A 19,424-nucleotide genomic window follows, 5' to 3' on the forward strand; every position below is an offset into this window, starting at 1 on the left:
ATCCTGGCCGTTGATAAAGTGTTCGCTTCGACACTGATGCAGGCCAAGGACTTCTTCCACCTGGCCAGCCTGCGCTACAGCAAGCAACTGGGCCTGGGCCTGCAACCGATGTTCGAGATCGGCCTGGTGAGCCCGGACGGTTTGCCCGTGGACAGCTTCAGCAACGTGCAGTTGCCGGTCGACAGCGGCCTCAACGACGCCGACGTGATCATCCTGCCGGCCTTCTGGGACGACTTCGACAACCTGCTGCAACGCTATCCGCAGGTACTGCCCTGGCTGCGCGAGCAGCATGCCCGTGGCGCGGTGCTGTGCGCCGAGGCCAGCGGCGTGTTCTGGCTGGCCGAGTCGGGGCTGCTCGACGGCAAGGAGGCGACCACCTACTGGCGCTTCTTCAGCAGCTTCGCCGAGCGCTTCCCGAAGATCCGCCTGAACCAGGACAAGCACCTGACCGACGCCGACAATCTCTACTGCGCCGGTGGTACCACCTCGGCCTGCGACCTGTACATCTACCTGATCGAACGCTTCTGTGGCGCCAACGTGGCCCGCGCGGTGGCCCGCGACATCCTCTACGAGGTGCAGCGCAGCTATACCCCGGGGCGCATGGGCTTCGGCGGCCAGAAGCTGCACCAGGACCTGATCATCCTGCAGATCCAGCACTGGCTCGAAGAGCACTTCGCCGACAAGTTCCGCTTCGAGGATGTGGCGCGCAACCACGGCATGAGCATCCGCAATTTCATGCGCCGCTTCCAGAGTGCCACCGGCGACAAGCCCCTGCACTACCTGCAGCGCCTGCGCATCGAGACCGCCAAGGGCCTGCTGTCGAGCACGCGCAAGAGCATCAAGACGATCAGCTACGAGGTGGGCTACGACGACGCGAGTTTCTTCGCCCGGCTGTTCCGCCAGCACACGGAGTTGTCGCCGAACCAGTATCGGCAGCAGTTCATGCAGGAGGCCTGAATACGACAAGGGCCGCTTCGCGCCCCATCGCCGGTAAGCCGGCTCCCACAAGATCAGTACGTAACTTGTGGGAGCCGGCTTGCCGGCGATGGGGCGCGAAGCGGCCCCGTTTCATCAGCCCTTAAGGCTTGTGCGCCCGCGACAGGAACTCGTGGGACTGCATCTCCAGCAGACGGCTGAGCGTACGCTGGAACTCGAAACTCAGGCGCCCGCCGGTATACAGGTCCTTGAGCTCTACCTCGGCCGAGATGATCAGCTTCACGTTGCGGTCGTAGAACTCGTCGACCATGTTGATGAAGCGCCGGGCGATGTCATCGGTGGTCACGCCCATCTGCTCGACATTGCTCAGCAGCACGGCATGGAAGATCTTGCCCAGTTCGATGTAGTCGTTCTGGCTGCGCGGCCCGTCGCACAGGGCACGGAAATCGAACCAGGCGACGTCGTCGCAGGTGCGCAAGGCATGGATCTCGCGGTTCTCGATCATCAGCACGTCGTTCTCGACGGCCTGGGTGCACTCTGGGGTCAACGCCTTGAAGCTGGCGCGCAGGCTTTCATGCGCCGCAGCGTCGAGCGGGAAGTGGAACAGCTCGGCCTGCTCCAGGTGACGCAGGCGATAGTCCACGCCGCTGTCGACGTTCACCACATCGGTGTACTGCTTGATCATGGCGATCGCCGGCAGGAAGCGCGCGCGCTGCAGGCCATCCTTGTACAGGCCGTCCGGGACGATGTTGGAAGTGGCCACCAGCGACACGCCGTTCTTGAACAGCTCTTCCATCAGGGTGCCGAGGATCATGGCATCGGTGATATCGGAGACGAAGAACTCGTCGAAGCAGATCACCTTGGCTTCGTCACTGAAGCGCTTGGCGATGATGGTCAGCGGGTTCTTCTCGCCCTTGAGGGTCTTCATCTCCTCATGGACGCGCTTCATGAAGCGGTGGAAGTGCGTGCGCATCTTCTGCTTGAACGGCAGCGCTTCATAGAAGGTGTCGACCAGGTAGGTCTTGCCCCGGCCCACGCCGCCCCAGAAGTACAGGCCCTTGACCGGCGTCTGCTCCTTCTTGCCGAACAGTTTGCCGAACACCCCCGGCTTGTTGTTCTGCGCCTGCACCAGGTCGTCGTACAGGCGCTGCAGGTGACGCACCGCAGTTTCCTGCGCCGCGTCATGGAAGAAGTCGGGGCGTTTCAGATCGGCTTGGTATCGTTCTAGGGGCGTCATGATTTCGTTAGCGAGGCAACAAAAAACGGGCCGTCACTGTAGCGACCGGCCCGCTTAATGGCAATCAGACTTGCGTCAAAGTGACTCAGTCCGCCTGTGGCGCCAGGGCCTCGCGCAGGCTGGTGATGGCCGCGTCACGGGCCTCGGCGGCCTCGAACTGCGGCCCGTCGGCAACTTGCTCACCATTTAGCCAGAGCGAGAAGCCCAGGCCCTCGACACGCACGTCGGCCTCGCCGCCCTGTTGCAGTTGCTTGCTCACCGCCCCCGCACTCTTGCCATCGGCGAAGCTGCGCGACAGCAGCAATTGCTCGCCATCGGCGGCCAGCAGGCGGAAGCGGAAGCTGCCATCCTCGTCACGGAAGCTGACGAAGCGGGCGCTCTTGGCGGCCTTCTTCTTCACCTCGGTGCTGGCCTGCACGGTGGTGCGGAACGAGCGCAGGCCAACTGCCTCGCGCAATTGCTCGAGGAACGGCGTGGCGATCTTGCGGGCCTTGGCGGCACCAGCCAGGAGGATGTCCTCGAGGTCCGACGGGCGCGAGATCAGCTGGTGGTAGTGTTCGCGCTTTTCGGCCAGCTGGCCGTCGAGCAGCTGGAACAGGCGCTGCTTGGCATCGCCCCAGCCCAGGCCCTGCAGCAGCTCTTCGCGGAACTCGGCGCACTGCCCCGGCGTTGAGAAGGCCTGGAACAGGGTGAACAGGTGCGAATTGTCCGGATCCTTGGCTTCGCCAGGGGCCTTGGAGTCGGTGACGATGCGCGAGATCGCATCCTTCATGTCCTTGGCGCTGGTGAACAGCGGGATGGTGTTGTCGTAGCTCTTGGACATCTTGCGACCGTCCAGGCCTGGGAGCGTGGCCACGCTCTCCTCGATCACCGCCTCGGGCAGGGCGAAGAAGTCCTTGCCCTGGCCGAACAGGTGGTTGAAGCGCTGGCCGATGTCGCGGGCCATTTCCACGTGCTGGATCTGGTCGCGACCGACCGGCACCTTGTTGGCATTGAACATCAGGATATCGGCGGCCATCAGCACCGGGTAGCTGAACAGGCCCATGGTCACGCCGGCGTCCGGGTCTTCGCCGGCCTCGACGTTCTTGTCCACCGACGCCTTGTAGGCGTGGGCACGGTTGAGCAGGCCCTTGGCGGCGACACAGGTCAGCAACCAGGTCAGCTCCGGGATCTCGGGGATGTCCGACTGGCGATAGAAGGTCACCTTGGCCGGGTCCAGGCCACCGGCCAGCCAGGTGGCGGCGATCTCCAGGCGCGAACGCTGGATGCGCTGCGGGTCGTCGCACTTGATCAGGGCATGGTAGTCGGCCAGGAAGTAGAACGAGTCGGCACCGGGCTGCTGGCTGGCGAGGATGGCCGGGCGGATGGCGCCGGCGTAGTTGCCCAGGTGCGGGGTGCCGGTGGTGGTGATACCGGTGAGGATGCGCGTGGTCATGGGGGTTCGCTTATTTCAGGCTTGGCTCAGTTCGAAAGGCGCGGCAGCAGCAGATCCTTCAGATCGGTCAGCTTGCCATGGAAAAAGTGTCCGCATTCTGCCACTTTCAGCAGCTCGTGGGGGCGCGACAGGGCGGCGGACCAATCGTAGACCAGTTGCGGATCGACCACCTCGTCGGTGTCCGGCTGCACGACGGTCAGCGCAACGCGCTCGGGCAGCGGGAACTGCGCGTTCAGACGCATCACCGCCGGGGCGATCATGAACAGCTGTTGCAGCTCGACACCCGCCGCCTCCAGGCGACCGGCCAGGCTGGCGGCAACGAAGCCGCCGAAGGAGAAGCCCATCAGCACCAAGGGCAGCTCAGGATGCTGCTGGCGCAGCCAGGCTGCGGCAGCCTCGGCATCCGCCACCTCGCCAGCGCCCATGTCGTGGCTGCCGGCGCTCTGGCCAACGCCGCGGTAGTTGAAGCGCAAGGTGACGTAACCTGCATCACGGGCGGTACGCTGCAGGGTCGAGACCACCTTGTTGAGCATGGTGCCGCCCTGGACCGGGTTGGGGTGGCAGATCAGCACCGCGCCACGGGCATCGGCCACGTCCAGGTACAACGCCTCAAGCTGGCCGATCGGGCCATCGATGAACAAGGGGGTTTCGCGGATAAGCAAGGTACTACTCCGTGACCTCGTGAAGGGTCGACTCGTCTAGCAAAGGAATTCTGTTCTGATTTGCGATCGCTCGCGGTATACAGCGCAGGTCTGAGCCGTTAACGTAAAGCAAAGCCGTTTATAGAGGAAGGACTCGTGGAACACTCGCTCCTTGTTTGGTTGCTGCCGACCCTGGCCCTGGTTGTCGGTGTCGTCGTCGGTTTCGCGCTGGCCCGCCTGCTGCCCAACGCGGCACCGAGCAATACCCAACGCCAGCTGGATGACATCCAGCAGCGCTTCGACAATTACCAGAACGAAGTGGTGACCCACTTCAACAGCACCGCATCGCTGGTCAAGAAACTGACCCAGAGCTACCAGGACGTGCAGGATCACCTGGCCGAGGGCGCCAACCGCCTGGCCCTGGACGAGCTGACCCGCCAACGCCTGCTGGCCGCGCTGCACTCCGAAGCCGCGCAAGGCCCACGTGATCGCCTGACGCCGCCGAAGGATACCGCAGAAGTACCACGCGACTACGCACCGAAGTCCCCGAACTCGCCGGGCATGCTCGATGAGAGCTACGGGCTCAAGCGCTGAATCGATGACATGAAAAAGGCCTCGCAAGAGGCCTTTTTTGTGGGAAGTCGCAAACGGGATCTGCGTGGGAGCGGGCTTGCCCCGCGATTAAGCCGGCCCAGACCTCGTCAGCGATACCAGGCCGCCCCCTCCTCGCCGATGCCATAAAGCGCCCGCGCCTGCCCCAGCACATCCGCCGGCATCACGCCCTGACATACCAGCCCGTACAACGCTGCCAGCACTACGGCATACCGGTCCACCTCGAAAAACCGTCGCAACTGCTGGCGGGTATCGCTGCGCCCGAAACCATCGGTGCCCAGAGTGGTATAGGGCGCCTGCACATACTCGGCGATCAACTGCGGCCAGGCACGCACATAGTCGCTGGCCGCGATCACCGGGGCGTCGCCGGGTAGGCAACGACGCACATGGCAATTCACCTGCTCCCCGGCTATTGCCAGGCGTTGCGCATCCCTGGCCCCACGCGCCAGTTCGCTGAAGCTGGTGACGCTGAACACCTCGCTGTCGACCTGCCAGTCACTGGCCAGCAACTCACCGGCAGCGATCACCTCGCGCAGGATGGTGCCCGAACCCAACAAGCGCACCTGGCCACGGGGAGCGGCCGAGGAATGCCGGGCAAACCGGTACATGCCCCGCAGTACATCGTCGTGCATGTCTTCGGGCAACGACAGTTGCGGGTAGTTTTCATTCATCACCGCCACATAGTGGAACTCGTCCTGCTGCTCCACCAGCATGCGTCGCGCGGCATGGTCGAGGATCACCGCCAGCTCGCCGGCAAAGCATGGGTCCCAGGCCCGGCAGTTGGGCACCGTCGCGGCCATGACCAGGCTCGATCCGTCCTGGTGCTGAAGCCCCTCGCCACCCAGCGTGGTGCGCCCCGCGGTAGCACCCAGCAACAGGCCTCGGGCGCGCTGGTCGGCGGCGGCCCAGATCAGGTCGCCGACCCGCTGGAAGCCGAACATCGAGTAATAGATGTACACCGGCAGCATCGGCTCGCCATGCACCGCGTAGGCGGTGGCTGCCGCGACCCATGAGGAGATCGCCCCGGCCTCGGTGATGCCCTCCTCCAGCAATTGGCCATCCCGCGCCTCCTTGTAGACCAGCAGCGAGCCCGCGTCCTCCGGTTCGTAGCGTTGCCCGTGGGGCGAATAGATGCCGATCTGGCGGAACAGGCTGGCCATGCCGAAGGTGCGCGCCTCGTCGGCGACGATCGGCACCACCCGCGGCCCCAACCCAGGCGCCTTCAGCCAGTTGCCCAGCAAGCGCACGGCGGCCATGGTGGTGGACATCTCCTTGCCCTCGGCGTGCAGGGCGAAACCGCCGAACGCCTCCAGTTCCGGCACGGGCAAGGTGGCGCAGTCGTTGCGGCGCAGCGGCAACGGCCCACCCAGTGTCTGGCGGCGCTGGCGCAGATAGACCATCTCTGGACTGTCCTCGGCCGGGCGATAGAAACGCAGTTGCTCCACCGCCTCATCCGACAACGGCAAATGGAAACGATCGCGGAAGGCCAGCAGCGCCTGCACATCGAGTTTCTTGGCCTGGTGCGCGGTCATCCGCGACTCGCCGGCACTGCTCATGCCATAGCCTTTCTTGGTCTTGGCCAGGATCACCGTCGGCCGGCCCTTGCACGCCCTGGCGGCGGCATAGGCGGCATGCAGCTTGCGAAAATCATGACCACCGCGCTTGAGGGCGTTGATCTCTTCGGCACTCATATGCGCTACAAGGCGCTGCAAAGCCGGGTTCTGCTTGAAGAAGTGTTCGAGGTTGTAGCTGCCGTCCTTGGCGCCGAGGGTCTGGAACTGCCCGTCGGGTGTCGCCGCCAACTGACGCAGCAGCGCATGTTCATGATCGCGGGCGAACAGTGCGTCCCACTCCGAGCCCCACAACACCTTGATCACGTTCCAGCCGGCGCCACTGAACAACGCTTCGAGTTCCTGGATGATCTGGCCATTGCCGCGTACCGGGCCGTCCAGGCGCTGCAGGTTGCAGTTGACGATGAAGGTCAGGTTGTCCAGGCCTTCACGGGCGGCCAGGGTCAGGCCGGCGGTCGACTCCGGCTCGTCCATCTCGCCATCGCCGAACACGCCCCAGACATGCCGGGCAGAGGTGTCGAGCAACCCGCGATGCTGCAGGTAGCGCATGAAACGCGCCTGGTAGATCGCGTTGAGCGGGCCGATGCCCATCGAGCCGGTCGGGAACTGCCAGAAGTCGGGCATCAGCCATGGGTGTGGGTAGGAACACAGCCCGTTGCCGGCGACCTCCTGGCGATAGTTGGCCAACTGCTCCTCGCTCAGGCGCCCTTCGAGGAAGGCGCGGGCATAGATGCCCGGCGCCGAGTGCGGCTGGAAGAACACCAGGTCGCCACTGCGCCGCTCACCACCGCCCTCGCCGCGGAAAAAATGCTGGAAACCGACTTCGAAGATCTCCGCCGCCGAAGCGTAGCTGGCGATATGCCCGCCGAGCTCGCCGTAGGCATGGTTGGCGCGCACCACCATGGCCAGCGCATTCCAGCGCAGGATGCTGGTGATGCGCTCGTCCAGGTCCAGATCCCCGGGGTAGGCGCCCTGCTGCTCCACCGGCACGGTATTGCGGTAGGCCGAGAAGGCCTGGGCCTCGCGCTCCAGGCCCAGCTCGAGGGCATGGGCCTGCAGGCGCTGCAGCAGGTAGCGGGCCCGCGCCGGGCCGCAGTGGGCCAGGGTCGAGGCCAGCGCCTCGCACCACTCGGCGGTTTCCGCTGGGTCGCTGTCCAGGGCGGCATCAAGGGCCGTCAACGGCTCGTTCGGGTTCATCATCGCTACCATCGCGCAGGCCTCGTCCGTGGCGGTTCAGGCACAGGCCTTCAGGGCCTGGGCAATGTCGGCATGCAGGTCATCGATGTCTTCCAGCCCCACCGACAAGCGCACCAGCCCTTCCGAGATGCCATGCTCGGCACGCTGCTGTTGGGTATAGCTGGAATGGGTCATGCTCGCCGGGTGCTGGGCCAACGACTCGGCATCGCCCAGGCTCACCGCGCGGCTGAACAGCTGCAGGGCGTTCATGAAACGGCGCCCGGCTTCGATCCCGCCCTTCAGCTCGAAGGCAATCATCCCGCCCGGCAGGCGCATCTGCCGCTGGGCCAGCGCGTACTGCGGGAAGGATGGCAAGCCTGGGTAATGCAGCAACTCGACCTGCGGCTGCTGCGCCAGGAACTCGGCCACCTGCTGGGCATTGGCGCAGTGACGGTCCATGCGCAGGGCCAGGGTCTTGATGCCGCGCATCAACAGCGAGGCATCGTGGGGCGAGAGCACGGCGCCGGTCATGTCCTTGAGCCCTTCCAGGCGGATGCGGTCGATCAGCGCCTTGCGCCCCACCACCAGGCCGGCGGTGATATCACCATGCCCGGACAGGTATTTGGTAGCCGAGTGCACCACCAGGTCGACGCCCAGTTCCAGAGGGCGCTGCAGGTAGGGCGTGCAGTAGGTGTTGTCGACCACGATGCTCAGGTCATGGCCCTGTGCAGCCTCGACCACCGCGGCGATATCCACCAGCTGCATGTTGGGGTTGGCCGGCGACTCGAAGTAGATCATCCGCGTCTTCGCGGTGATCGCGGCCTTGAGTGCCGGGATATCGTTGAGGTCGACATGGCGGATCTTCACGCCAAACTCGCCGATGCCGTGGTGCAAGTAGGCGAAGGTGCAGCCATACAGGGTGCTGCCGACGATCAGCTCGTCACCCGGGCGTAGCAGAGTCCATAGCGTGGCGGTGATGGCGCCCATCCCGGAGGCCAGCGCCAGCCCGGCCTCGCCGCCTTCGAGCGACGCCATGCGTTGCTCCAGCAGGGCCAGCGTCGGGTTGGAAATACGGCTGTAGAAGTGCCCCGGCTCTTCGCCGGCGAAGCAGGCGGCACCGTACTCGACAGTCGGGAAAGCGTAGGTGGCGGTCTGGTAGACCGGCGGTACCAGGGCGCCGCCGTGGGACAGCGGATCATAGCCATGGTGAATGGCCCGCGTGGAGAAACCGGTATTGGTGTTGGAGTCGCGCATGGCAACAGTCTCTTGTGGTTTGTTATAAGCTTATGCCACCAAGCTGCCGCGCTTTTTCCAAACTTGCCCACGCAATCGGGCATGTTTTGAAAGAAAAACAACAAAAATTGAAGATGGAGGGCAAGATATGCCTTCAGCGCTCGACCGTACCGACCGCGCCCTGCTCGCTGCCCTGCAGGACAACGCCCGCCTCACCGTTTCCGAACTCGCCGACCAGGTCGCCCTGACCACCTCGCCCTGCTGGCGGCGGGTCAAGTTGCTCGAGGACAACGGCTACATCACCGGCTACCAGGCCATTCTTTCGCCCAAGTCGCTGGGCTTCGGGGTGACCGCGTTCGTCAGCATAATGATGGACTCGCACACCAAGGAAATGGCCCTGGCGTTCGAGAAGCGGCTGATGGAGATCCCCGAGATCGTCGCCTGCCACAATATCTCCGGACGCTATGATTTTTTGCTGGAGATCCTGGCGCGGGACCTGGAATCGTTTGGCGAATTCACCCGCGAGGTGCTGCAGCGGTTGCCGGGGGTGAAGGAGATCTATTCGAGCTTTTCGTACAAGGCGGTGAAAGAACGGCGGGTGATTCCCGTTTCCGAAACGCATATCTAGGGCCGCCCTGGGGCCCATCGCCGCGGTTCGTCGCCACGACAAGCCGGCTTGTGTCTTGAAAGGCTCTTAGACTGAAGGGGTGAGAGCGGTGGATGGCAGACTGCAAGCCGGCGGTGCCCTAGAGCACGTGTGGGAGCATAGTCGCCATCCACCCCTCACTCTGACCTGAAGCCCGAACAGTTGGATGAGGTGCGAGCTCGAAATCACAAGCGTGGGATAGGTCAGAGCGCTCTCACTTCCCAGTGTAAGAGGGCTTGGCCATGATTTCCTGTTTCGTTGGTATCGATGTTTCGAAGGCGACCCTGGACGTGGGGTTCTGGCCTGAACTTTCCAAGCCATTCCAGCTGAGGAATGACCCTGAGGGGATTGCCCAGCTGATTGCCTGCTTGAACGAGCTTGAGGTCGAGCGGATCGTGCTCGAGGCTACGGGGGGCTATGAGAAAGCGGTTTTCAAGGCGTTACGCATCGCTGATTTGGATGTCGTTCGCGTCAACCCCAAACGCTCTCATGACTATGCCCAAGCAATTGGTCAACTGGCCAAAACCGACAGGATCGATGCCTTGATGCTGGCCAAGTTCGCCCAGCATCTTGCATCTCCCTCAAAGATCGAGCCCAGTCAGGCACGTGATGAGCTGAGCGAGCTGGTCAAGCTACGGGATCAGATCGTTGAGCATCGCGACGATGACAGGCGTCGAATCAAGCAAGCGACTTCCCCTGTAGCAATCACCTTCTTCACTGAGCACATTGCGTCTCTCAACGCTCAGATCAAGGCATTGGATAAACACCTTGCGCAGGCCTCAAAGGTGCTGAACAGCGAGAAAGCCAAGCACTTGGCATCAGTCAAAGGCGTAGGCCTGATTACGACTGCCAAGCTGATGGCCTATTTGCCCGAACTGGGCACGCTGAGCGGACGGAAGATCACCGCCCTGGTGGGGCTGGCGCCCTATAACAAGGACAGTGGGAGCAAGAGCGGCCCACGCAAGATCGAGGGCGGGCGCTACAAAGTTCGTGGCGTTATCTACATGGCGGCTTGGGTGATGATCAGGCACGTCCCTGAGTTCAAGACCCGGTATGACGCACTGGTAGCGCGTGGTAAGCGCCCCAAAGTAGCCGTGGTGGCTTGCATGCGCGTGTTGCTGGTGCGGCTGAATGCCATGCTGAGGGACGGTACGCCATGGAAGGACCATAAAACCCAGGCGCCCGCAGCCTGATCTCTCGGGGGTATTGCCGATAGCGGGGCTTCGCCAGCGACTCCATCTGCAGGGTGTCGCTGGCGAAGCTATGTCTGAAAGGATCGTTCTAAAAAAATCCCCTCAAGACAGTTGCTCCCACACCGACCGCGCTGACCTGAAACCCTGCGCCATCCTGTGGGAGCTGGCTTGCCAGCGATGGGCTGCAAAGCAGCCCTAAATGAAAAACCCCGCCGAAGCGGGGTTTTTCACGTCAGGCAATCAATCAGATCGCCCCACGCTGACGCAGCACATCCAGCACCAGCTTCACGCCTTCATCGACGCTGACCGACTGGGTGTCAATCACCAGGTCCGCATCCAGCGGCACATCGAACGGGAAGCTCTCGCCCGGGATGTTGTCGCCACCGGCGGCATACAGGCCCTGCGGGTCACGCTCGCGGCACACCAGCGGCGAAGCCTGGACGTACACGGTCACCAGGCGCTCCTTGCCGATCAGCGCCCTTGCCTGCTCGCGGCCTTCGGCGTCCGGCGCGACGAACGCGGCCAGTGTCAGCAGACCGGCTTCGTTGAACTGGCGCGCCACATGGGCGGCGCGGCGCCAGTTCTCGGTGCGCCCAGCGCGGTCCTGCGGCAGGCCCTTGTTCAGGTCGTGGCGCAGGTTCTGGCCATCGAGCACGTACACCGCACGGCCCATGTCGAACAGCTTGCGCTCCACGGCGTAGGCCAGGGTGCTCTTGCCGGCGCCCGACAGGCCGCTGAACAGCACGGTGGCCGGCTGCTGGCCGAAGCGCAGGGCGCGCTCTTCGGTGGACACATGAGCCAACTTGCCGTGTTGGCCAGTGCCACCGTGCGGCAGAACCGGCGGGGCAATGATCATGCCGGCACCGACGGTGCCGTTGGTCAGGCGGTCAATGACGATGAATGCGCCGGTGGTGCGGTTGCTCTCGTAACCGTCCAGGGCGATGGCGCTGTCCAGGGCGACCTTGACCCGGCCGATTTCGTTGAGTTGCAGCGCGCTGGCCGCGCCCTGCTCCAGGGTGTTCACATCGACCTTGTGGGTGATGCTGGCGATCGAACCCGGCACATAGCTGGTGGCGCGCTTGATGTCGTATTTCTTGCCCGGGAGCATCGGCTCCTCGGCCATCCACACCAGCATGGCGTCGAACTGGTCGGTGACCGTCGGCACATTGTCGGCATGCACCAGCAGGTCGCCGCGGGAGATGTCGATCTCGTCTTCCATGGTCAGGGTCACCGCCTGGCCAGGGCCGGCGTTCTCCAACTCACCTTCATAGGTGACGATGGACTTGACCCGGCTGCTCTTGCCCGACGGCAGCACGACGATCTCGTCGCCCTTGTGCACCACGCCACCGGCGATGGTGCCGGCGAAGCCACGGAAGTTGAGGTTCGGGCGGTTGACGTACTGCACCGGGAAACGCAGGTCGGTGACATTGCGGTCAGCGGCCACCTCGACAGTCTCGAGGATCTCCATCAGCGCCGGGCCCGTGTACCACGGCGAACGCTCGCTGCGATTGACCACGTTGTCGCCCTTGAGCGCCGACATCGGCACGAAGTGCAGGCTCGAAGGCTTCAGGTTGATGCCCTCGGCGAACTTCAGGTAGTCGGCCTTGATCGACTCGAAGACCTGCTCGTCGAAGCCCTTGAGGTCCATCTTGTTGACCGCGACGACGATGTGCTTGATACCCAGCAGCGACGCGATATAGCTGTGCCGGCGAGTCTGGGTCTGCACGCCATAGCGGGCGTCGACCAGGATGATCGCCAGGTCGCAGGTCGAGGCGCCGGTGGCCATGTTGCGGGTGTACTGCTCGTGCCCCGGGGTGTCGGCGATGATGAACTTGCGCTTGGCGGTGGAGAAGTAGCGGTAGGCGACATCGATGGTGATGCCCTGCTCGCGCTCGGCCTGCAGGCCGTCGACCAGCAGCGCCAGGTCGACTTCCTCGCCGGTGGTGCCGGACTTCTTCGAGTCACGGGTGATGGCCTCGAGGTGGTCCTCGTAGATCATCTTCGAATCGTGCAGCAGGCGCCCGATCAGGGTGCTCTTGCCGTCGTCCACGTTGCCGCAGGTGAGGAAGCGCAACAGCTCTTTGCGCTCGTGCTGGGCCAGGTAGGCGAGGATGTCCTCGCTGATCAGATCAGATTGGTGCGACATGCTGGAACCCTGAAATTAGAAGTAGCCTTGGCGTTTTTTGTCTTCCATGGAGCCGGCACCATCGTGGTCGATGACACGGCCCTGGCGTTCGGACGTCCGGGTCAGGAGCATTTCCTGGATGATGTCCGTCAGGGTCTCGGCTTCGGACTCGACCGCCCCCGTCAGCGGGTAGCAGCCCAGGGTACGGAAACGCACTTTCTTCTTGACGATGCGCGCCTTCTCCTCGTCGCTCAGGTGCTCGAGGATGCGCTCGTCGTCGATCATGATCAGGGTGCCGTTCTTCTCGATTACTTCACGCTCGGCGGCGAAGTACAGCGGCACGATCGGGATGCCCTCGAGGTAGATGTACTGCCAGATGTCCAGCTCGGTCCAGTTCGACAGCGGGAACACGCGGATCGACTCGCCCTTGTTGACCTTGCCGTTGTAGATGTTCCACAGCTCCGGGCGCTGGTTCTTCGGATCCCAGCGGTGCTTGCTGTCACGGAACGAGTAGACGCGCTCCTTGGCGCGGGACTTCTCTTCGTCGCGGCGCGCGCCACCGAAGGCGGCGTCGAAGCCGTGCTTGTCCAGCGCCTGCTTCAGGCCCTGGGTCTTCATGATATCGGTGTGCTTGGAACTGCCATGGGTGAACGGGTTGATGCCCTGGGCCACACCCTCGGGGTTGACGTGGGTGATCAGCTCCAGGCCCATCTCTTCGACCATCTTGTCGCGGAAGCGGTACATCTCCTGGAACTTCCACTGGGTGTCGACGTGCATCACCGGGAACGGCAGCTTGCCCGGGAAGAACGCCTTGCGCGCCAGGTGCAGCATGACCGCGGAATCCTTGCCGATCGAGTACAGCATCACCGGGTTGTCGAACTCGGCGGCCACCTCGCGGATGATGTGGATGCTCTCCGCCTCCAGCTGTTTCAAGTGCGTCAGATTGTCGACCATGGCTACTCACGAAAAACGATCTTATGGACGGCCTGCGGGCCGTGTTCGAGCGAGCCACTTTATCACAGCACCTGATTCTATTTAGGCGGGCGGCTAGATCGAAAAGGTCTAATGATATGACTGGGGGTTTGGGCAAAAAAGCATCGCGGGACACGCCCGCGATGCGGCCGTCAGATCGGATTCGGGCAATCGATGAACAGGTGCTCCAGGGCAAAGCGACGCGCCAGGTAATCGCCCAGCGCCTGCACGCCGTAGCGCTCTGTTGCGTGGTGACCGGCGGCGATGAAGCTGATGCCGTTCTCGCGGGCACTGTGGAAGGTCTGCTCCGACGCCTCGCCACTGAGGAACAGGTCGACTCCGGCGGCGATGGCGGTGTCGATGTAGCCCTGCCCGCCCCCGGTGCACCAGCCGACCCGGCGGATCGTCTGCTCACCCTCGATGAGCAGCGGCTCACGCCCCAGTGCCTCCTGCACGCGGCGGGCGAAATCCCGCGCCGATACCGGTTCGGCCAGCGAGCCGACCAGGCCCACTACCTTGGTATTGTTGGGGTCCAACGGACCTTCGACGGTGATGTCCAGCTGGCGCGCCAGCTGCACGTTGTTGCCCACCTCCGGGTGCACGTCCAGCGGCAGGTGGAAGGCCAGCAGGCTGATGTCGTGCTTGAGCAGGGTCTTCAAGCGTCGCTGCTTGATACCGGTGATGCAGGGGTTTTCACCCTTCCAGAAATAGCCATGGTGCACCAGCACCAGGTCGGCCTCGGCCTCGACCGCGGCGTCCAGCAGCGCCTGGCTGGCGGTCACGCCGCTGACGATGCGGCTGACCTGGGGACGGCCTTCGACCTGCAGGCCGTTGGGGCAGTAATCCTGGATCCTGGCGCTGGCCAGGTAGCGCTCGGCTTCCTCGACCAGGATATTGAGGGCGACGGCCATGAAAAATCTCCTCGAATTCGGCATTGCGACGGGCGTCAGGCCCTATAATGGCCGCCATTATGGGCCGTCGCCGGCGTGGGGGAAACCGCCGGCAGGCGCTCGGGGTGTCCGGCCATCGCCGTTCGGTATCTTCAGGTGTATGATCGCGCCCGCTCGCGCCCCGGGCCCATAGACACGGCCCCCGTCCCACTCCCAGGATCGATTCATGCTCAAGGCTCTGCGTTACTTCGGCTGGCCCCTGCTCACCGGTGTGCTGATCGCCATGCTGGTCATCCAGCGCTTCCCCGAATGGGTCGGCCTGCCCAGCCAGGACGTCAACCTGCAACAAGCCCCGCAAACCACCAAGCTCATGCAGGGGCCGGTCTCCTATGCCGATGCCGTGACCCTGGCCGCGCCCGCAGTGGTCAACCTCTATACCACCAAGGTGGTGAACAAGAGCGCGCACCCGCTGTTCGAGGACCCGCAGTTCCGCCGCTTCTTCGGCGACAACCTGCCCAAGCAGCGGCGCTGGGAGTCGAGCCTGGGCTCGGCGGTAATCATGAGCCCGGAAGGCTACCTGCTGACCAACAACCACGTCACCAGCGGCGCCGACCAGATCGTCGTGGCCCTCAAGGATGGCCGCGAGACCCTCGCCCGGGTGATCGGCAGCGACCCGGAAACCGACCTGGCAGTACTGAAGATCGACCTCAAGAGCCTGCCGGCGATCACCATCGGCCGCTCCGACAGCATCCATATCGGTGACGTGACCTTGGCCATCGGCAACCCCTTTGGTGTCGGTCAGACCGTGACCATGGGCATCATCAGCGCCACCGGCCGCAACCAGCTGGGCCTCAACAACTACGAAGACTTCATCCAGACCGACGCGGCGATCAACCCGGGCAACTCCGGCGGTGCGCTGGTGGATGCCAACGGCAACCTGGTGGGCATCAACACCGCGATCTTCTCCAAGTCCGGTGGTTCGCAAGGTATCGGCTTCGCCATCCCGGTCAAGCTGGCATTGGAGGTGATGAAGTCGATTATCGAGCATGGCCAGGTGATCCGTGGCTGGCTGGGCATCGAAGTGCAGCCGCTGAGCCAGGAACTGGCCGAATCGTTTGGCATGCAGGGGCGCCCGGGAATCGTGGTCGCCGGTATTTTCCGCGACGGGCCGGCGGCACGTGCGGGGCTGCAACTGGGCGATGTGATCATGAGTATCAACGGCGAGCCCGCCGGTGACGGGCGCAAGTCGATGAACCAGGTGGCGCGGATCAAGCCGACCGACAAGATCAGCATCGAAGTGATGCGCAATGGTCAGCAGATTAAGCTGATCGCCGAGGTGGGCCTGCGGCCACCACCAGCGCCGGTGGCCGCCAAGGAAGAGAAGTAAGGCTACAGGTGTGGGGCCGCTCAGCGGCCCCTTTACCGCGTCACGTCGCCACGACAAGCCGGCTCCCAAAGTTGCTATAGGCCTGATTGATGTGGGAGCAACTGCCCTGTGTCGTTTGCAAGGGCCTCATCGCTGGCAAGCCAGCTCCCACAGGGACGGCGCTTGAATTGAGGGCCGTGCGGTCGGAGTGGGAGCCGGCTTGTCGTGGCGACGAACCGCGGCGAAAGGGCCGCGAAGCGGCCCCGGGTACATCAATGCAGGATCTGGCTCAGGAACAGCCTGGTCCGGTCACTGCGCGGCCGGTCGAAGAAGTCGTCCGGCGCCGCCTGCTCGACGATCTCCCCCTTGTCCATGAAGATCACCCGGTTCGCCACGGTGCGGGCAAAGCCCATCTCGTGGGTCACGCAGAGCATGGTCATGCCATCCTCGGCCAGGCTGACCATGGTGTCGAGCACCTCCTTGACCATCTCCGGGTCCAGCGCCGAAGTCGGTTCGTCGAACAGCATGATCTTCGGCTTCATGCACAGCGCCCGGGCAATCGCCACCCGCTGCTGCTGACCGCCGGACAACTGCCCCGGGTACTTGTGCGCCTGCTCCGGAATGCGCACGCGCTCGAGGAAGTGCATGGCGATTTCCTCTGCCTTGCGCCGCGGCAGCTTGCGCACCCACATAGGCGCCAGGGTGCAGTTCTCGAGGATGGTCAGGTGCGGGAACAGGTTGAAATGCTGGAACACCATGCCCACCTCGCGGCGGATCGCCTCGATCTGCTTGAGGTCGTTGGTCAGCTCGACGCCGTCGACGACAATACGCCCCTGCTGGTGCTCTTCCAGCCGGTTGAGGCAGCGGATGGTGGTCGACTTGCCCGAGCCCGACGGCCCGCACAGCACGATACGCTCGCCCTGGCGCACGTTCAGGTTGATGTCCTTGAGCACATGGAACTGGCCGTACCACTTGTTCACGCCCTGCATCTGGATGATGCCTTCGGGGCCGGCAGGCTGCTTGATCGCTTCACTCATTTCGAAACTCCTAACGCTTGTGGCCAGTGTCCAGCTTGCGCTCCAGATGCATGGAGTAGCGGGACATACCGAAACAGAAAATCCAGAACACCAGGGCGGCGAACACATAGCCCTCGGTCGCCATGCCCAGCCAGGCCGGGTCGGCTGCGGCCTGCTTGACGCTGTTGAGCAGGTCGAACAGGCCGATGATGATCACCAGGCTGGTGTCCTTGAACAGGGCAATGAAGGTGTTGACGATGCCAGGGATCACCAGCTTGAGCGCCTGGGGCAGGATCACCAGGCCCATCGCCCGCCAGTAGCCCAGGCCCATGGCCGCGGCGGCTTCGTACTGGCCCTTGGGGATGGCCTGCAGGCCACCGCGCACCACCTCGGCGATGTACGCCGACTGGAACAGGATCACGCCAATCATCGCCCGCAGCAGCTTGTCGAAGCTCATGCCTTCGGGCAGGAACAGCGGCAACATCACCGAGGACATGAACAGTACGGTGATCAGTGGCACGCCGCGCCAGAACTCGATGAAGGTCACGCAGACCACCTTCACCGCCGGCATGTTAGAGCGCCGCCCCAGGGCCAGCAGGATGCCCAGTGGCAACGCGCCGACAATGCCGACCGTGGCGATCACCAGGGTCAACATCAGGCCGCCCCATTGGCTGGTGGGCACGGTGTCCAGTCCTAGCGTGCCACCGTGCAGCAGGATGTAGGCCAGGATCGGATACACCACCAGGAAGCCCAGGCCATACACAGCCTTGCGCGGGAAGCGCTTGATGAACAACGGGGCCGCGCCGAGCACGGCGAGCCACACGGTCAGGTCGACGCGCCAGCGCAGTTCCGTCGGGTAATAGCCGTACATGAACTGGCCGAAGCGCTGCTGGATGAACACCCAGCAGGCGCCCTCCTTGGTGCAGTCGGCGCGGGTGGTGCCAACCCAGTTGGCGTCGATGAACGCCCACTGCACCAGCGGCGGCACGATCAGCCACACCAGGTACAGCGCGAACAGCGTCAGCAAAGTGTTGAGCCAGCTGGAGAACAGGTTGGCCCGCATCCAGGCGAGCACGCCAACGGTCTTCACCGGTGGCGGCATGTCGGGTTTGAAAACATGGGCTGTCACGGAAGGACCCTCACCGTTCGATCAGCGCAATGCGCTTGTTGTACCAGTTCATCAACAGCGAAATGCTGATGCTGATGGCGAGATAGACGCTCATGGTGATGGCGATCACCTCGATGGCCTGGCCGGTCTGGTTGAGCACGGTACCGGCGAACAGCGAGACCATCTCCGGGTAGCCGATGCCGGCAGCCAGCGACGAGTTCTTCGCCAGGTTCAGGTACTGGCTGGTCAGCGGCGGGATGATCACCCGCAACGCCTGGGGGATGATCACCTTGCGCAGCGTCGGGCCTTCGCGCAGGCCCAGCGAACGGGCCGCCTCGGTCTGGCCGTGGCTGACCGAACGGATACCCGAGCGCACGATCTCGGCGATGAACGCTGCGGTGTAGATGGTCAGCGCCAGGGTCAGCGCCAGCAGCTCGGGGATCAGCACCCAACCGCCGACGAAGTTGAAGCCCTTGAGCTGCGGCACTTCCCAGTGCACCGGGCTGCCGAACAGCAACGCGCACACACCGGGGATGCCGATTAGCAGCAGCAGGCCCACCCAGAACTTGTGGAACGGCTGGCCGGTTTCATCGAAACGCTTGTTGGCCAGGCGCACCATCAACACGATGGCGACGATCGCCAGCACCAACGCGATCATGAACGGCCAGAAGCCCTCGGCCATGGCGGCGCCAGGCATGTTCAGGCCACGGTTGCTGATGAAGAAGGTGTCGTCGATATTGATGCTGCCCCGCGGCCCCGGCAGGGTCAGGAACACGGCGAAGTACCAGAACAGGATCTGCAACAGCGGTGGGATGTTGCGGAAGGTCTCCACGTACACCGTCGCCAGCTTGCTGATCATCCAGTTCGGCGACAGCCGCGCCACGCCGATGATGAAGCCCAGCAAGGTAGCCAGGATGATGCCGATGAAGGTCACCAGCAGGGTGTTGAGCAGGCCGATGACGAACACCCGGGCGTAGCTGTCCGATTCCACGTAGGGGATCAGGTGCTGGGCGATGCCGAAGCCGGCACTGCGCTCGAGGAAGTCGAAGCCCGAGGTGATGCCCCGGTGCTGCAGGTTGGTCTGGGTGTTGTGGAACAGGTACCAGCCCAGGCCCACCACGAAGACCACCGTGAGGATCTGGAACAGCCACGCGCGCACACGTGGATCACTAAGGGAAAACCCTTTCCGTGCGCCGATTTGATTTTGCATGAAGTGCCCCGAAAAGAAGGGATTCGAACGACCCGCGGCGGCAGGATGCCGCCGCGG

The 19,424-nt window shown here is 63.7% G+C and carries 16 protein-coding genes; 5 read left to right on the forward strand and 11 right to left on the reverse strand.

What is annotated here, in order from left to right:
- Window positions 1-60 precede the first annotated feature (60 nt).
- Window positions 61-957, forward strand: coding sequence for a GlxA family transcriptional regulator (locus tag ACVWY1_RS14040; RefSeq protein WP_173862478.1), 897 nt, complete (start codon window positions 61-63; stop codon window positions 955-957).
- A 121-nt stretch (window positions 958-1,078) separates the two neighbouring features.
- Here ACVWY1_RS14040 and zapE read toward each other — a convergent pair whose 3' ends face one another.
- The 3 genes from zapE to ACVWY1_RS14055 form a co-directional block, all read right to left on the reverse strand.
- Entirely contained in the window at window positions 1,079-2,173 is a 1,095-nt protein-coding gene (zapE, locus tag ACVWY1_RS14045) for a cell division protein ZapE (protein WP_102685206.1), read from the reverse strand.
- 85 nt (window positions 2,174-2,258) lie between these two features.
- Window positions 2,259-3,608 carry a tryptophan--tRNA ligase gene (locus tag ACVWY1_RS14050; protein WP_198754371.1) on the reverse strand — a complete coding sequence of 450 codons (1,350 nt, stop codon included), beginning with the start codon at window positions 3,606-3,608 and terminating at the stop codon, window positions 2,259-2,261.
- Window positions 3,609-3,634: 26 nt separating this feature from the next.
- A complete protein-coding gene (locus tag ACVWY1_RS14055; RefSeq protein WP_102685204.1) occupies window positions 3,635-4,270 on the reverse strand; it encodes an alpha/beta hydrolase in 636 nt (211 codons plus the stop codon).
- Window positions 4,271-4,405: 135 nt separating this feature from the next.
- On the opposite strand from ACVWY1_RS14055, the gene ACVWY1_RS14060 reads away from it, so the two are divergent.
- The gene (locus ACVWY1_RS14060; protein ID WP_102685203.1) at window positions 4,406-4,843 is read left to right on the forward strand and encodes a YhcB family protein; all 438 of its coding nucleotides are present in this window, start codon (window positions 4,406-4,408) and stop codon (window positions 4,841-4,843) included.
- 107 nt (window positions 4,844-4,950) lie between these two features.
- Here ACVWY1_RS14060 and mdeB read toward each other — a convergent pair whose 3' ends face one another.
- Together mdeB and ACVWY1_RS14070 are read right to left on the reverse strand one after the other, a co-directional pair.
- Window positions 4,951-7,641 (reverse strand): alpha-ketoglutarate dehydrogenase, encoded by a 2,691-nt coding sequence (mdeB, locus tag ACVWY1_RS14065; RefSeq protein WP_277502978.1) that lies wholly within the window; start codon window positions 7,639-7,641, stop codon window positions 4,951-4,953.
- Window positions 7,642-7,665: 24 nt separating this feature from the next.
- Complete coding sequence (locus ACVWY1_RS14070; RefSeq protein WP_277502977.1) at window positions 7,666-8,862, reverse strand: methionine gamma-lyase; 1,197 nt, start codon at window positions 8,860-8,862, stop codon at window positions 7,666-7,668.
- Window positions 8,863-8,989: 127 nt separating this feature from the next.
- Between ACVWY1_RS14070 and ACVWY1_RS14075 the strand changes: the two genes are divergently transcribed.
- Window positions 8,990-9,469, forward strand: a complete 480-nt coding sequence (locus ACVWY1_RS14075; protein ID WP_102685201.1) for an Lrp/AsnC family transcriptional regulator — start codon at window positions 8,990-8,992, stop codon at window positions 9,467-9,469.
- Window positions 9,470-9,729: 260 nt separating this feature from the next.
- Complete coding sequence (locus ACVWY1_RS14080; RefSeq protein ID WP_457378410.1) at window positions 9,730-10,680, forward strand: IS110 family transposase; 951 nt, start codon at window positions 9,730-9,732, stop codon at window positions 10,678-10,680.
- Between the two features lie 244 nt (window positions 10,681-10,924).
- Here ACVWY1_RS14080 and cysN read toward each other — a convergent pair whose 3' ends face one another.
- The 3 genes from cysN to ACVWY1_RS14095 form a co-directional block, all read right to left on the reverse strand.
- A complete protein-coding gene (cysN, locus tag ACVWY1_RS14085; RefSeq protein ID WP_277502976.1) occupies window positions 10,925-12,826 on the reverse strand; it encodes a sulfate adenylyltransferase subunit CysN in 1,902 nt (633 codons plus the stop codon).
- A 15-nt stretch (window positions 12,827-12,841) separates the two neighbouring features.
- Window positions 12,842-13,759 carry a sulfate adenylyltransferase subunit CysD gene (gene cysD, locus ACVWY1_RS14090; RefSeq protein ID WP_011535568.1) on the reverse strand — a complete coding sequence of 306 codons (918 nt, stop codon included), beginning with the start codon at window positions 13,757-13,759 and terminating at the stop codon, window positions 12,842-12,844.
- 170 nt (window positions 13,760-13,929) lie between these two features.
- On the reverse strand, window positions 13,930-14,688 hold the full coding sequence (locus tag ACVWY1_RS14095; RefSeq protein WP_277502975.1) for a Nif3-like dinuclear metal center hexameric protein: 759 nt from the start codon (window positions 14,686-14,688) through the stop codon (window positions 13,930-13,932).
- 205 nt (window positions 14,689-14,893) lie between these two features.
- On the opposite strand from ACVWY1_RS14095, the gene algW reads away from it, so the two are divergent.
- Window positions 14,894-16,054 carry a Do family serine endopeptidase AlgW gene (gene algW, locus ACVWY1_RS14100; protein WP_102685198.1) on the forward strand — a complete coding sequence of 387 codons (1,161 nt, stop codon included), beginning with the start codon at window positions 14,894-14,896 and terminating at the stop codon, window positions 16,052-16,054.
- A 251-nt stretch (window positions 16,055-16,305) separates the two neighbouring features.
- On the opposite strand, the gene ACVWY1_RS14105 is transcribed toward algW, so the two are convergent.
- The 3 genes from ACVWY1_RS14105 to ACVWY1_RS14115 are packed head-to-tail and all read right to left on the reverse strand — an operon-like array spanning window position 16,306 to window position 19,367.
- Window positions 16,306-17,070 carry an amino acid ABC transporter ATP-binding protein gene (locus ACVWY1_RS14105; protein WP_023629378.1) on the reverse strand — a complete coding sequence of 255 codons (765 nt, stop codon included), beginning with the start codon at window positions 17,068-17,070 and terminating at the stop codon, window positions 16,306-16,308.
- A 10-nt stretch (window positions 17,071-17,080) separates the two neighbouring features.
- Window positions 17,081-18,178 carry an amino acid ABC transporter permease gene (locus tag ACVWY1_RS14110; protein WP_110700506.1) on the reverse strand — a complete coding sequence of 366 codons (1,098 nt, stop codon included), beginning with the start codon at window positions 18,176-18,178 and terminating at the stop codon, window positions 17,081-17,083.
- Between the two features lie 10 nt (window positions 18,179-18,188).
- Entirely contained in the window at window positions 18,189-19,367 is a 1,179-nt protein-coding gene (locus tag ACVWY1_RS14115; protein ID WP_277502974.1) for an amino acid ABC transporter permease, read from the reverse strand.
- Window positions 19,368-19,424: the final 57 nt, after the last annotated feature.

The sequence above is a fragment of the Pseudomonas sp. TE6288 genome, from assembly GCF_054062095.1.

What these genes read in the sequence shown, in the direction of transcription:
- ACVWY1_RS14075 (WP_102685201.1), top strand. Translation starts at nt 8,990, where the DNA reads ATGCCTTCAGCGCTCGACCGTACCGACCGCGCCCTGCTCGCTGCCCTG.
- ACVWY1_RS14080 (WP_457378410.1), top strand. Translation starts at nt 9,730, where the DNA reads ATGATTTCCTGTTTCGTTGGTATCGATGTTTCGAAGGCGACCCTGGAC.
- ACVWY1_RS14095 (WP_277502975.1), bottom strand. Translation starts at nt 14,688, where the DNA reads ATGGCCGTCGCCCTCAATATCCTGGTCGAGGAAGCCGAGCGCTACCTG.
- ACVWY1_RS14105 (WP_023629378.1), bottom strand. Translation starts at nt 17,070, where the DNA reads ATGAGTGAAGCGATCAAGCAGCCTGCCGGCCCCGAAGGCATCATCCAG.
- cysD (WP_011535568.1), bottom strand. Translation starts at nt 13,759, where the DNA reads ATGGTCGACAATCTGACGCACTTGAAACAGCTGGAGGCGGAGAGCATC.
- algW (WP_102685198.1), top strand. Translation starts at nt 14,894, where the DNA reads ATGCTCAAGGCTCTGCGTTACTTCGGCTGGCCCCTGCTCACCGGTGTG.
- mdeB (WP_277502978.1), bottom strand. Translation starts at nt 7,641, where the DNA reads ATGGTAGCGATGATGAACCCGAACGAGCCGTTGACGGCCCTTGATGCC.
- ACVWY1_RS14050 (WP_198754371.1), bottom strand. Translation starts at nt 3,608, where the DNA reads ATGACCACGCGCATCCTCACCGGTATCACCACCACCGGCACCCCGCAC.
- ACVWY1_RS14070 (WP_277502977.1), bottom strand. Translation starts at nt 8,862, where the DNA reads ATGCGCGACTCCAACACCAATACCGGTTTCTCCACGCGGGCCATTCAC.
- zapE (WP_102685206.1), bottom strand. Translation starts at nt 2,173, where the DNA reads ATGACGCCCCTAGAACGATACCAAGCCGATCTGAAACGCCCCGACTTC.
- ACVWY1_RS14115 (WP_277502974.1), bottom strand. Translation starts at nt 19,367, where the DNA reads ATGCAAAATCAAATCGGCGCACGGAAAGGGTTTTCCCTTAGTGATCCA.
- cysN (WP_277502976.1), bottom strand. Translation starts at nt 12,826, where the DNA reads ATGTCGCACCAATCTGATCTGATCAGCGAGGACATCCTCGCCTACCTG.